The organism is Pseudomonas sp. B21-059 (genome assembly GCF_026016285.1).
In the GTDB taxonomy this organism is placed as follows: domain Bacteria; phylum Pseudomonadota; class Gammaproteobacteria; order Pseudomonadales; family Pseudomonadaceae; genus Aquipseudomonas; species Aquipseudomonas danubii.
In genome coordinates, this window is sequence record NZ_CP087201.1 from 4,444,006 (window position 1) to 4,456,984 (window position 12,979).

At 63.7% G+C, this 12,979-nt stretch carries 14 protein-coding genes; 4 read left to right on the forward strand and 10 right to left on the reverse strand.

The annotated features are described in order from the left end of the window. Positions 1–371 precede the first annotated feature (371 nt). On the forward strand, positions 372–1,526 hold the full coding sequence (locus LOY69_RS19545; protein WP_265073454.1) for a M14-type cytosolic carboxypeptidase: 1,155 nt from the start codon (positions 372–374) through the stop codon (positions 1,524–1,526). Positions 1,527–1,562: 36 nt separating this feature from the next. Here LOY69_RS19545 and LOY69_RS19550 read toward each other — a convergent pair whose 3' ends face one another. Continuing rightward, complete coding sequence (locus LOY69_RS19550) at positions 1,563–2,018, reverse strand: winged helix-turn-helix transcriptional regulator (protein WP_102864686.1); 456 nt, start codon at positions 2,016–2,018, stop codon at positions 1,563–1,565. A gap of 103 nt (positions 2,019–2,121) precedes the next feature. Between LOY69_RS19550 and LOY69_RS19555 the strand changes: the two genes are divergently transcribed. Further along, positions 2,122–3,342 (forward strand): MFS transporter, encoded by a 1,221-nt coding sequence (locus LOY69_RS19555; protein ID WP_265073455.1) that lies wholly within the window; start codon positions 2,122–2,124, stop codon positions 3,340–3,342. A gap of 29 nt (positions 3,343–3,371) precedes the next feature. Here LOY69_RS19555 and LOY69_RS19560 read toward each other — a convergent pair whose 3' ends face one another. After that, positions 3,372–3,911, reverse strand: coding sequence for a cytochrome b (locus LOY69_RS19560; protein ID WP_102881811.1), 540 nt, complete (start codon positions 3,909–3,911; stop codon positions 3,372–3,374). Next, positions 3,908–4,993: a catalase family peroxidase gene (locus LOY69_RS19565; RefSeq protein ID WP_265073456.1), complete on the reverse strand. Its 1,086-nt coding sequence runs from the start codon at positions 4,991–4,993 to the stop codon at positions 3,908–3,910. Before LOY69_RS19565 ends, LOY69_RS19560 begins: the two co-directional genes overlap by 4 nt. A 167-nt stretch (positions 4,994–5,160) precedes the next feature. On the opposite strand from LOY69_RS19565, the gene LOY69_RS19570 reads away from it, so the two are divergent. Both LOY69_RS19570 and LOY69_RS19575 read left to right on the forward strand, forming a co-directional pair. Continuing rightward, positions 5,161–5,667 carry a sigma-70 family RNA polymerase sigma factor gene (locus tag LOY69_RS19570; protein WP_102881813.1) on the forward strand — a complete coding sequence of 169 codons (507 nt, stop codon included), beginning with the start codon at positions 5,161–5,163 and terminating at the stop codon, positions 5,665–5,667. Next, on the forward strand, positions 5,664–6,389 hold the full coding sequence (locus LOY69_RS19575) for an anti-sigma factor family protein (RefSeq protein ID WP_265073457.1): 726 nt from the start codon (positions 5,664–5,666) through the stop codon (positions 6,387–6,389). Before LOY69_RS19570 ends, LOY69_RS19575 begins: the two co-directional genes overlap by 4 nt. Before the next feature lie 4 nt (positions 6,390–6,393). On the opposite strand, the gene LOY69_RS19580 is transcribed toward LOY69_RS19575, so the two are convergent. From LOY69_RS19580 to LOY69_RS19610, 7 genes are all read right to left on the reverse strand, one after another. Then, entirely contained in the window at positions 6,394–7,383 is a 990-nt protein-coding gene (locus tag LOY69_RS19580) for a spore coat protein U domain-containing protein (RefSeq protein WP_253085169.1), read from the reverse strand. Positions 7,384–7,415: 32 nt separating this feature from the next. Next, positions 7,416–9,773, reverse strand: coding sequence for a fimbria/pilus outer membrane usher protein (locus LOY69_RS19585; RefSeq protein WP_265073458.1), 2,358 nt, complete (start codon positions 9,771–9,773; stop codon positions 7,416–7,418). A 118-nt stretch (positions 9,774–9,891) separates the two neighbouring features. Then, positions 9,892–10,683 carry a molecular chaperone gene (locus LOY69_RS19590; protein WP_102881817.1) on the reverse strand — a complete coding sequence of 264 codons (792 nt, stop codon included), beginning with the start codon at positions 10,681–10,683 and terminating at the stop codon, positions 9,892–9,894. A gap of 46 nt (positions 10,684–10,729) precedes the next feature. Next, the gene (locus LOY69_RS19595; protein ID WP_102864677.1) at positions 10,730–11,230 is read right to left on the reverse strand and encodes a spore coat U domain-containing protein; all 501 of its coding nucleotides are present in this window, start codon (positions 11,228–11,230) and stop codon (positions 10,730–10,732) included. Between the two features lie 4 nt (positions 11,231–11,234). Beyond that, a complete protein-coding gene (locus tag LOY69_RS19600; protein ID WP_102864676.1) occupies positions 11,235–11,771 on the reverse strand; it encodes a spore coat U domain-containing protein in 537 nt (178 codons plus the stop codon). Between the two features lie 20 nt (positions 11,772–11,791). Next, a complete protein-coding gene (locus LOY69_RS19605; protein WP_102864969.1) occupies positions 11,792–12,331 on the reverse strand; it encodes a spore coat U domain-containing protein in 540 nt (179 codons plus the stop codon). Between the two features lie 104 nt (positions 12,332–12,435). Then, complete coding sequence (locus LOY69_RS19610) at positions 12,436–12,936, reverse strand: spore coat U domain-containing protein (protein ID WP_123394622.1); 501 nt, start codon at positions 12,934–12,936, stop codon at positions 12,436–12,438. Between the last annotated feature and the right edge of the window lie 43 nt (positions 12,937–12,979).

Sequence of the window (12,979 nt, forward strand, 5' to 3'; positions counted from 1 at the left end):
CAAGCAACTGATCGCGAGATCAGTCGATAGCCCAAAGGACCTTAGGTCGGACCTTTGGATTATCTCCTCATCAGGCTAATCACGGTTTTTGACCCGGCTTTTTGCCGGGTCTTTTTTTTGCCAGTTTTCTGGCTTGGCTTCAGGCTAATGAAGACGTGGATGCAGCTAAAATAATGGCGGCGATAATAGCAAAAGAATGTCCTTTTGCAAGATAGCAGCCGTGCTAAATGGCCAGGAAAGACAAAAGTAGCGCTTGAGAATCAATCGCATAGCCACTAAGCTGCTTCTGCGTCAAGGACGACGCCCCCCCTTCTATTACCCCCCTCAGTGTGTAGAGTAGCGGTCATAACAATCCTATACAGGGACCGACCATGACCGTGGGTAATCACACTTCGTTTCAAATTACTGCCGACTTCGACAGCGGCAATATCAACGTGCTGGACATCAGCAATCCGCTGCAGGCACTGCTGGCCATCCGCCCGGATACCCAGAGTCCGCACTTCCAGTGGTTTCACTTCAAGGTCAGCGGCCTGCATGTCGGCCAGGAACATTGGTTCCGCCTGACCAACGCCAGCCAGTCCTCCTACAACAAAGCCTGGACCGGCTACCAGGCCGTCGCTTCCTATGACCATGTGAACTGGTTTCGCGTACCGACGATCTTCGAAGGTGACGCCCTGCGTTTCAATCTGGAGGCCACCCAGACTCACGTCTGGTTCGCCTACTTCGAGCCCTACAGTCGCGGGCGCCACGACTGGCTGATCGATCAAGCCCTGAGCAAGGCCGACACCGAACTGTTGGCAGTGGGCAAAAGCGTCGAAGGCCGGGATATCCAGCTTCTGCGCAAGGGCAGCGGCAAGGAAGGGCAGCGCAAGATCTGGATCATTGCCCAACAGCATCCCGGCGAGCACATGGCCGAATGGTTCATGGAAGGTGTGATCGAGCGCCTGCAACACCGGGATGACCCGGAGCTCAACTCGCTGCTGGCCAAGGCCGATCTGTACCTGGTGCCCAACATGAACCCGGACGGCGCGTTCCACGGCCACCTGCGCACCAACGCCAAGGGCCAGGACCTGAATCGCGCCTGGCAGAACGCCAGCCAGGAACTGAGCCCGGAGGTGCTGTTCGTCCAGCAGCAGATGGAAAAGTACGGCGTCGACCTGTTTCTTGATGTGCACGGCGATGAAGAAATCCCTCACGTCTTCACCGCCGGCTGCGAGGGCAACCCGGGCTACACGCAACGCCTGGCTGGACTCGAAGAGCATTTTCGCAGCCACTTGAAGCGCCAGACCCGAGACTTCCAGACTACCCACGGCTACGCCCGGGACAATCCCGGAGAGGCCAACATGACCCTGGCCTGCAATGCCGTCGGGGAGAAATACGACTGCCTGGCGCTGACCCTGGAGATGCCTTTCAAGGACCACGACGATAACCCCAACCCCGTCACCGGCTGGTCCGGCAAGCGCTCCATGCAGCTGGGCAAGGATGTCATGAGCACCCTCGCCGACCTAGTGGACCACCTGCGCTGAACCCGACTGACGGCTGCGCGAGCCTGTGCGCAGTCGTCACTCATCGGCGCCAGCCGGCACCCGTCGGCAATCCTCCGGCCCCAGCAAGCGCCCATCCGCCGCACGCAGTTCCAGCGCACGTAACGGTTGCCCGGTTTCCCGGTCGACCATTCGCGAATGCGCCTCGCCCTCCTCGTAGAAAAACGCCTCGCCCCATTGACGCAAGCCGATGATCAGGGGAAACAGCCCCTTGCCCTTTGGCGTCAGCACGTACTCCTGGTAGGCACTGCCATCCGAGGCCGGCACCACTTCAAAAACCCCGTGTTCCACCAGGGTGCGCAAACGTGCGGCAAGAATGTTCTTGGCCATGCCGAGGTTGCGCTGGAACTCGCCAAAGCGACGGATGCCGTCAAAGGCATCCCGCACAATCAGCAACGACCACCAATCACCGATGGCGTCCAGTGAGCGGGCCACCGGGCACTCGGCATCTTGCAGGCTGGTGCGTTTAACCATGCTGGGCAGTCTCCGTTCGGGCCACAGAAAAGTGGTTGCAATATAAAACCACGACCTCTACCGTACAACTGGTTTTATAACGAAACCAGATACGGAGCCCGACATGTCACGCGATCCTTCCCCTCCTGCCCCCTCGACTCTTTCACCACGGGTGGTGCTGCTGTTCGCCATCGCCTGTGGCCTGGCGGTGGGCAACGTCTACTACGCCCAGCCGCTTCTGGACGCCATGGCCCGAACCTTCGACCTGCCGCCGGCCACGGTGGGCATCATCATCACCCTGACCCAGGTGGGCTACGGCCTGGGGCTGCTGTTGCTGGTGCCTTTGGGCGACCTGCTCAACCGCCGGCGACTGATCGTCACCCAGACTCTGCTGTCAGTGCTGGCCTTGCTAATGGTGGCCCTGGCCCCCAACAGCGCCTGGCTGCTGTTGGGCATGGCCAGCACCGGCCTGCTGGCGGTGGTGACCCAAACTCTGGTGGCCTATGCCGCGAACCTGGCACCCACAGCCCAGCGTGGACAGGTGGTCGGCATGGTGACCAGCGGCATCGTGGTGGGCATTCTGCTGGCCCGCACCGTGGCCGGAACCATGGCCGATCTGGCCGGCTGGCGTTCGGTCTATCTGTTGTCGGCCGGCTTGACCCTGCTGGTGGCCCTGACCCTGTGGAGAGTGCTGCCCAGAGTTGAACAGCCACCCGCGGTGCAACGCTACGGGCAATTGCTCGGCTCACTGTTGCAACTGTTCAGGGAAGAAAAAGTGCTGCGCGACCGTGCAGTGCTGGCGATGTTGATCTTCGCCGCAGGCACCGTCTTGTGGACCCCGTTGGTGCTGCCTCTGAGCGCCCCGCCGCTGTCGCTGTCTCACACCGAAATCGGCCTGTTTGGCCTGGCCGGGGCCGCCGGCGCCCTGGGCGCAGCACGGGCCGGGCACTGGGCGGATCGCGGCCTGGCACAGTGGACCAGCGGCCTGGCCCTGGCGTTGATGTTGCTGTCCTGGCTGCCCATCGCCTTTACCCAATCGTCCCTGTGGGCACTGCTACTGGGAGTCATCACCTTCGACCTGGGCTTGCAGGCCGTCCACGTCACCAGCCAGAGCCTGATCTACAGCGTGCGCCCGCAAGCCCAGAGCCGCTTGGCCGCCGGTTACATGCTGTTCTACTCCCTGGGCAGCGCCGGCGGCTCGATTGCCGCCACCGCCACCTACGCCTGGGCTGGCTGGATCGGTGTCTGCCTGCTGGGAGCCGCTATCAACAGCCTGGCACTGGTCTATTGGCTGTGGAGCCTGAACCCCGGGAAAGCCCGGGCCGAGGCTCGCTGTGCCATTTGAACGACACAGCAGGTTTGCTCAAGGGGGACTCAACCACGCCCCCGCAGCATGCTCTGCAATACCCCGTCTCGGCGGACCCAGCCATGGAACAGTGCCGCCGCCAGATGCAGCAACACCGTCAGGAACAGCAGATAAGCCAGGTAGCCATGGGCCTTGCGCAAGAGAGCGAACACCTGGGCATTGGCCGGCAGGATCGCCGGCAACTGCAACGAACCGCTCAGCATCACCGGGTCCCCGGCCGCCGAAATCATGGCCCAGCCCAGTACCGGCAAGCCCAGCATCAGGGCGTACAGCAGCACATGTGAGGCTTTGGCCGCCAACACCTGCCAGCCCGGCAAGTCTGCCGGCAGCGGCGGTTGTCGAGTGGAAAAACGCACAAACAGGCGCACCGCCGCCAACAGCAGAATGGCGATGCCCAACGGCTTGTGCAGGTGGATCAGCCACTCATGACGGGCGGACACCGAGGTCACCATGCCGGCACCGATAAACAGCATGGCAATGATCATCAGCGCCATCAGCCAGTGCAGCAGACGCGCCAGCGGGGCGAAGTGTTGAGGTTGGCTATTCATGGACGCGGTTCCTGGGCGGAGGGCAATTGACTGACTTCACTGGTGCGACGCAGGTAGGAACTGGCGTAGGCGGCAGAGCGTGCCGCCAGCAGGGGATCATCGGAGGCCTGGATGCCATTGGGCAGGACCAGCGGGTCGTAATTGATGTCCCGGCACTGGCCACTGTTCTGCGGCTGGGTGCCTTGCAGCACCAGGGTCCCGGCATTGATCACCGGACGCTCTGCGGGCCAGGCCTTGCTGGCGTCATTGGTGGGGTCATCGGGCGCCGCCAGGGTGATCTGCAAACGCCAGCGCAACGGCCCTTGAGCCAGGCGCTGCGTCAGGTCCTGTTCCAGGTAGTCCGCGCCTTGCGGAGCACTGCCCGGGGCTGGCGCCTCACCGGTCTCGGGGACCACGCCCCAACGCACCGCCTGGCGCTGGCCACTGGCATTGACCAGGTAGAAGGCATTGATCCCGTTGTAGCTTTCACTGGCGTAGCTGGCTGAAGGCTTGGCGCTCTTGACCCATTGCAGGAAGGGCTCAGCCTCGGGGTGAGCGGCAAAGAACGCCGGCACCCTGGTCGGGTCCGGCTTGCCCGTGGCCGGATCAGGGGAGCTGGCCTGCTGCAGTTGATAGAACGCCTCGGGAGTGCCCACCGGAAACACCGGCATGCTGTTCATTCCCGTGCGCCACTGCTGGCCGTTGGCCTGGAGGAAACGCAACGCCAGGCTGCGGATCGGCACGCTGCTGTCCGGCGCATAGGGGTTGCCGCTGGGCAAGGCAAAACGCCCCACCACCGGCGTTTGCGCCTCGCTGAACACCTGTGCCGTGGAATAGGCCCGGGCCTCGCCACTGCTCTGGAAGTAACCGATGACACACACGCCCTTGGCGTGGTTGCGGCGAAACCCCGGATGCACGCCGTTATTGGTCTCCAGCACATCCACCAGGGCCTTGGGGGTCAGGCGTTGCGGGTCGAAACTGCCGTGCACGTAGGCCAGCGCCGCGGCAGCGGCGGCCACCACCCAGGCAATGGCCCCCAGGCGCAAGCTCAGGCTGACAGCACTCAAGGGCGGACGATCGGGTGGCGAGGATGGGGCAACCATGGACATCTCCAGTACGCGGGGCCAAAGGGGCAAGGACCTGTCAGACGCAACCCGGTACCGGTTATTCCAGACGCCGATATTTATTTTTCCGCGACTGGAATAACCTGCAGCACGGCGCGTCTTCCTAGTCCCAAGCCTAGTGACTGGCCCAGCACCTGCAGGACTTCATGAACGATTTCGACGAACAGCTACGCCTGCTGCTCCCCCGCCTCAGGCGCTTTGCCCTGTCCCTGACGCGCCAGCCCAGCAGCGCCGACGATCTGGTGCAGTCCTGCCTGGAGCGCGCCTTGTCGAGTCGGGCCCATAAACGCCCCGAAGGCGATTTGCGAGCCTGGCTGTTTTCCATCCTCTACCGGCAGTTTCTTGATGCCCACCGACGCTCCCGGCGTTACGCACGCATGCTCGAATTCTTTACCGGCCGTGACGACGCCCAGCCTTCGGTGGAGCGCACCGTAGTCGCCCAGTCGACCCTGGCAGCCTTCGAGCGCCTGAACGCCGAGCAACGCGCCCTGCTGCTCTGGGTCTCGGTGGAGGGCTTGAGCTACAAGGAAGTGGCAGAGATCCTCCAGGTCCCCGTCGGCACCGTGATGTCGCGCCTGTCCAGGGCCCGCCAGGCGCTGCGCCAACTCAGCGACGGCGAAATCAGCAGCCCCTCTCTACGGATACTCAAATGATCAGCCTGCCCCCCAGCGACAGCGACCTGCACGCCTACGTCGATCACCAACTCAGCGAAGCGGACCGCCGGGTGCTGGACAGTTACCTGGCCAACCATCCGCAGACGGCGGCCCAGGTCCAGGCCTGGCAGCAGGATGCCCAGCACCTGCGGGCCGCCCTCGGTGGCGCCCTGCTGCAAGCGCCCAACCCGGCGCTGGAGCCGACGCTGATCCGTGCGCGCCACCAGCAGCGGGGCTTGCGGCGCCTGGCCAGTGCCGCGGCACTGCTCGTGGCGGTCGGGGTTGGCGGTCTGAGCGGCTGGCAGGCCCGGGAGCTGACCCTGGCCGGCAACAGCGAGCTGCCGATGACCGATGCCCTCCAGGCGTATCGCCTGTTCGCCGAGCAAGGCATCCTGCCGGCGGACTTCAAGGTCCAGGACAACGGCGCCATGCAAGCCTGGCTGGATCGCTACTTCACCCAGGCCAGCCCGCTGCCGGACCTGCACGACGCTGGCTTCAAAGCGGTCAGCGGGCGCCTGCTCAGTACCGAACAAGGGCCGGCGGCAATGGTTCTGTACCAGGATCGCGAGGGGCGCAAAGTCAGCTTCTACATCCGCCCGCCAGGACCGCAAAACACCCTGCTACCCCGTGGCAGCCGCCGTGACGGCCCGTTGCAGGCACAGTACTGGTCCGGCGGGGGCTACAACTACGCCATGGTCGGCCCAGTGGAAATTCCCCTGTAGGCCTTCAGAACCCCACGTCCAGCACCACGTTGTCGATGTAGGTGCCCGCGGGTGGCGTGTTCTGGTCGGTGTAGATCCTGGCGTTGTAGTTGAAGATCTGGCTGCCGGTACCCAGGCCATTGCCCGGGTTCACTTCGGCATCGGTGCTGGAGCGCCGGGCACTGCCGACGCTGCCCCAACGGGTGTTGCCGGCACTTTTGAAAATGTCGTAGGCCAGGTAGTTGCTGCCGGAAATCATCCGCCGTCGCCCTCCTGCGCTCACGGGTTGCTGGCCGTCGCTCAAGCCCACGGTATAGGCACTGCCCTTGGTGCAGGACAGGTTGATGGTCTGCCCGGTGACCGTGGCGAACGCACTGACCACCGGCGCACTGCCAAAACTGATGTTCGGCGCGGTGATCACGCAATCGTTGGACACCGTCATGTTCACCGTAAGGGCCTGGGTGCCGCTGCCGATGTCCCGTCCCAGACAGATCCCCAGCGCGCCGATCCCGGCGCAATAGTTCCAGCTCCAGAAGATGCTCAGGTTCTCGGTGTAGACCCCTGCCGCTACGTTGCTGCCGGTGATGGTCCCCATGTAGATGGGCACGGTCTTGGCCACGGTGGCGCTGCCCAGCAAGCCCAGGAGGTCGATGATCGAGTTGCGCGCGAAGTCGAACTGCACGCCCCGAGTGATCGGATAGCTGGTGCTGTTGTTGGCGTACAGGGTGTAGCCGATGACATCGCCCGTGGGGCCGACCATACCGCTGGTGCTGGAAGTGATGGTGGCGTAGAAGTGGTCGTTGCTGGCCAGCAGGCTCAACAGCGAGCCGGTACAGCTCAAGCCCGCATTGGTGGTGGAAGCCGGCTGCGAAGTGGTACGCACCAGGATCGAGCTGACGGTCCCGAACCCCGCCGGTGCGGTGCTGACGGTGTTACACAGCGCCTGGGCCTGCAGCGTCAGCAGACTCGCCAGCAGCCCCACTATTGTCTGTTGCCATCCCTTGAACCTGTCCACCCTCAGCACTCCCTTGCCTCGTGACGCCACAACTACTGGCAGACCAGCGGGCCGATCAACGGCACCTGCTGCTGTTGCAGATCCATGTCGAACTGCGCACGGCAGTTCTGGCCATCAGCCAGGCTGACTTGCAGGCTGTTGTGTTGCGAAAGATTCTCCAGATACACCAGCCCATCCCAGCCGACCACCGCCCGAGCCCCGCTCTGCTCATGGGTCACGGTGCTGCCCAGGGGCAGTTCCCGTTGCTGGGCGTCCACCAGCACCACGCTGGCGGCGATGATCCGGGTCAGTGGAAACTCCAGCAAATAGCCGCTGCCACGACGCACCGCCACTCGCTGCTCCACATTCGGCGTCTGGACGTTGGCCGGCAGGTTCAACGGATCGATCTCGTACTTGCCCCGGTAATAGGCACTGCTCCAGGGCACCAGCAAGTGTCCGTTCTTGTCGGTCTGCCCCACCAACTGGTTTTCATAGCGCACCGGGATGTCCTGGTAACCATCGGTGCTGACCACCACGAAGGCATCGTCGATCTGGTTGGCGGCGAACACCTGGCGGTCCATCCACACCAGCGAGCCACTGGCATCGGCCCAGCGGGTCTCGGCATCGCGGGTGCCATAGACCCCCGCCTGCAGGCGCACCGACTGCAGGCGCCAGGTGGCATCCGCCTGGCGATAGTCGGCGCCATTGCCCGTGGCATAACCCAGGTTGTAGCCAACCCCGCCCTCCAGGGGCACCGAACGACTGAAATTGACCCGCTGGCGGTTTTCCCCCGTCTTGCTGCGTTCGTTGCTCAGGCTCAGGCTGCCGTGCAAGTCGAAGGGAATCACCAGCTGCGCCTGCATCGCCCACTGGCTGTCGCCGATCTCCCGGTTGGCCGACAGGTAGAAGCTGCTGTTGTGCCACAGCGGCTTGCTCCAGGTCAGGTTCAACAACCGGGTGCGGCTCGAGTCGGCGGCCCGCACATCGAAGTAGCCGGCCCCCAGGCTGCCGTAGCGATCCAGGTTGAGGCTCAGGGTCAGTTGCTCGCTGCGCTGGCTGAGGCTGATGTAGGGGCTGTCGACCACCGTCAGGTCGGCATACTGGTCACGACGTTGCATGCGCTGGTACGCCAGGCTGAAACGCTGGTTGTTGTACTGGTAGCCGAAGCTGAACTGCTGACCGCCGCTGCCGTCAAAACGGCTCTGGCTGAGCGCCGTGTTGAGCACGCCGAAGTTGCCCAGGCGCAGATTGCCGCCCACCCCGCCCAGCGTCAGGGAGTCCGAGGCCTCGGCATGCGCTTCCAGGGTCAGGCTGTCGCTCAGGCCATGGCGCAGGCTGCCGGAGGTGACACCCGGGCCATAGCCAAAATCACGCAGGGTGTAGTCCCGGCGCAGGTTCCCTGCGGCCACCGAGAAATCCGTCAGGCCCTTCTGCAGCAGGCTGCTGGTGACGTAGAACGGCACCGTGGTCGACACTTGCCGCCCCAGGGCGTCCGTGGTCACCACCACCGCCTCCCCCGCCCCGTTGATAAAGGGAATGTTGGTCAGGGTGTAGGGCCCCGGCTGCACCTCGCTGCTGCTGGACTTGTAGCCATTGATGAACAGGTCCAGGGAGGATGGCACCGCCGCTTCACCGGCAAACTGCGGCAAGGGATAGGTCACCAGGTCCGGGCGTACGGCGAAATCCCGAGACAGCTGGACCCCACCCAGACGCACCGAACTGCTCCAGGGCAAGGCGCTGCTCACCACGTCACCCGCCTCATAAGTCAGCAGGCGTTCTTCATCGGAAAAACGCCAGGTGGTGTCATAACGCCGATACCCATTGTTCAACGAGCTGCTGGCAACGCCGGACAAGGTCCGCCGGTACTGCCCGGTATTGGACAAGGTGCCCCAGGTATCGAACAGCCGCACTTCATTCCAGGCCGCCAGGTAGGTGCCGCCTTCATCGGTGTCATTGAGGTACAGATCGTAGTTGAGCAGCGCGCCGAAGCTGCTCAGGGCCGGTGTCCGCGGATAGGCCTGGCGACTGCCGATGAACTGCTCCGGCAGCCAATCCGGCGGCACATCAATCAGCAGGCGCTGGCCCTGACTGTCGTAATCGCTGTGCAGGCCCGGCAGGCTGTCCAGATCGACTTCGCTGCCCAGCCCCTCCGGCAGCTTGATGCCGGTTTCCCGCAGCGTCTGCACCGGCATGAACAATCGTCCGGCACGCTGCTCCACCGCCACCACCTTCCCTGTGTTCATCTGATTGATCACCAGTTCCAGAAACAACTGTGCATCGGCCAGCGACTCCAGGCTGCTGGGCGGTGGCGGCAGCTCGCCAGCTTGGCAAAAAGGCGCCAGCATCAGACCGCACAGGCCAGCCATCAGTCCTTTCCAGCAGCGCAAACAACGAGCAGCGTCCTGGCTCATGGCGGGTTCAAGTCCATCTATGGACATCTCCATCCCAAGGCGGATGCGTCACCGCGCTCACATCCGTCCGTACCTCTTCCTACCGCCACCTGGCAGGCGCTTGCATGACTGCAGTGGATCAGTGCGCAGGCGCCAGACTCTGCACCTGCGGCGCGCCATTGACCCGCAGTTGCAGGGTCGAATCCATTGTCAGGGGGTCCGTCACCGGCCAGCGCATGACTGCCCCGGGCAGCACGTAACCGAGTAAGCCCGGCGCCAGCGGCCGGGTCTGCCCGCCTTGCTTGAACGCCACATCGGTCAGGCGTGCGTGCACTGCCCCCTGGTTACGCAGCTCGAAAAACGTCTTGCCGTCCACCGCCACTTTGCGCCAGCTCAGGTCCGGCACCCCGGCGCCCTTGGGATCGCGAGGGCGGGAAGTGTCTTCCTTGCTCCAGAGCCCGGCGCCATAGGCGAACAACGGCACCGAGTAACGCATCTGGAAGCGGATCGCCGCCGCACTCTTGGCCCCCTCTTCCGGGGTGATGGGCTTGGCCGAAGGAATCTCGTCGATGATGATCCGGTACGCCAGCTCCTGCCCCGGCGGCACCTCACGGGTTCGGGTCAGGCGCACCAGTTGCTTCTGCCCGGGTTCGATCTTCGCCACCGGCGGGCTGCCGATGACGTCACGCTGGTTCTGATACTGGTCGGCAAAACCGCTCTGGCTCCAGGCAAACACCCGGATCTGCAGGTTGGCGGTTTCAGTACCGCGGTTTTCCAGCCACAGTGCACTGGCTTGCTGATCCGCCTCCAGAACCGGATCGATCGGCCAGATCAGCACCGAGCTGGCGGCCTGGACCCTGGGCACGCCGGACAACACGCCGGCCAGTATCAGGTAACCGGTGGCCCAAAGGCCCCGCAAAGGTAAATGCATACTGCTACTCCTTGTCCGCCTGCCGACTGGTTGTCGACTCGCCCCATCACCACGACAGCTGCACCTGCAGCACATCGCTGTAAGTCCCCCCAGGCTGATTGCCCGGCAACTGCACCTGCCCGTAAATCGGCAGGCTGATGTTATTGGCATCGCTGTAAGCCACGGCCACGCTCTGGCCTATGCCCAGGCTCTGGCTGTACGCCGCATCGCGAAACAACTGATAGGCCACCCGGGCACTGCCGCTATTGAGCTGCATATGTCGCCCGCTGCTGTTGTACTGACCGCCGTCCACGGTCATGTTCAGGGCCACTCCCGGTGTGCACTGCAATTGCACGCCCCCGATCAACGCCACTCGCACGGTGCTGGTGGACAACGCCGACTGGCTGCCGAAGGACAGGCTGCCGTAGTTGCTGACACCGCCTACCACCAGACAACCGGCGGTGATGGTGGCACTGACCTGGAAGTTCTGGCTGGTGGCCGCCCAGATCCACGCCGGCCAGGCACTGGCGCAGATCAGGGCAAACAGCGCAAGACCTTGGCTGGCCATGGCATCAGAAGGTCAGCTGCACGGACACCGTATCGGTGTAGGTGCCGGCCGGCAGCCCGGCCTTGCCCACGGCCTGACCATAGAGGTTCACGGTCTGCGCGACCCCGGTGCTCGGCGCCAGGTTGATCACCCCATTGATCGCCACGATCTGCGAGTGGCCGGAGTCGGTGTACAGGTCGTAGGGCACATAGTTGGCCACCCCGTCGTACAACGCCCGGGTGCCACCCGAGGACATACCGTCATTGTTGCCGCCCTGGATGGTCAGGCTGGGTGTGGTGCCGCTGGAGCAGAGAATCGACAGAGCCCCGCCACCGCCCCCCAGCACCTGGCCAGTGGCCGTCGTAAACAGGCTGTTGGTGGTGCCGAAGTTCAAGGCGCCGAAGTTCAGACCGGTGCTGCCGCCCACCCCGTTGACCTGGCAACTGCTGGTGAGGATCAGGGTCGAGCTGATCTGACCGGTGACCGTAGTGGCGGCGTTGGCCGTGGAAACCATGACCAGTCCCAACAAGGGCCAGCCAATCCTGGATACAAGCGCGTGCATGATGTGCGTCCTCTCGTGAGTTACCAATCCAGCGTGATGGTCAGGGTGTCGGTGTAGACCCCTGCCGGAACCGCGCGGGTATTCGCGACCACAGAGCCGAACACCGGAATGGGAATCCGCCTGCCGCTGCTCACTGCGAAATTGCGCTGCTGGCCGATGCTGTAGCTGTCGCTACCGGATGCATCGACAAACAATCGATAGGGAATGGTCTGGCGTCCGTTGCTCAAACGCCGGGTTGTACCGTCGCCGTTGAGGCCGCCATTGATGGTCACGGTGAAACCGGTGACCGAGGGATTGCAGGCCACCTGCAACTGGCCTTCGGCACTGTCGGTGAGGCTGGCCTTGATGGGGTTGACCCAGGTCGGCCCCTGCTGCCCGAAGTCGAGCATGCCCAGGTTGCTGATGGGGTTCGTGGAGGGCGCGCTGCCGCCACTGCTCACCTGACAACTGGCAGTGATCACCAGGCGCGCCTGGATCTGCCCGCTGATCGCCGCCTGGGCATCATCAACCAGCAGACACAGCGAGCCCAGGGCGACGATCGTCCAGGTCCTGCCTTTCATTGCACCCATCCCGGTTCCATCAGGACTCCCACGTGAGCCGTTCAACCTGAACGGCTGTCCCTGCTCTGCCCGGGTCCCCCGTGGCAGCTGTCATACCCCCGACCTCACCAGGTCAGGGTCACCTTCAATACATCGGAATAGCCCCCGGCCTGGGGAATCTCGGCCAGAGGTTCAATGCGCCCGTACAGGGGCAAATCCACAGTGCCGGAGTCCGGCACCCGTCCACTGACCGGGACATTCACCGGCAACGCAATGCGCCGGGCCGAGTCCTGGTAGAGGCGATAAGGAATGGGTTTGCCCAACGCACGGTTGCTGGCCAGGTAACGCACCTCGCCGACACCGCCATGCAGGCCACCGTCGACGCGCATCTGATAAGGGGTATCGGGATTGCACTCCAGACGTGGCAGACGACCACTGACCAATGCCGCAGCCAAAGGCCCCGCCGGATCGTTCAGGCGCGCAGTACTGCCAAAGTCCAAGGTGCCGAGTTGCTCGACACCCGCCTCCCGCTGCTGACCCACCAACTGGCAGCCACGCTGCACATCGACCCGGACCTGCACCTGCAAATCCGCGGCCCCCGCCGTCGTGCTGAGCAACGCGCTCATGACTGCCAAACCCTTATATCCATTCAAGGCCTCAATCCTTATG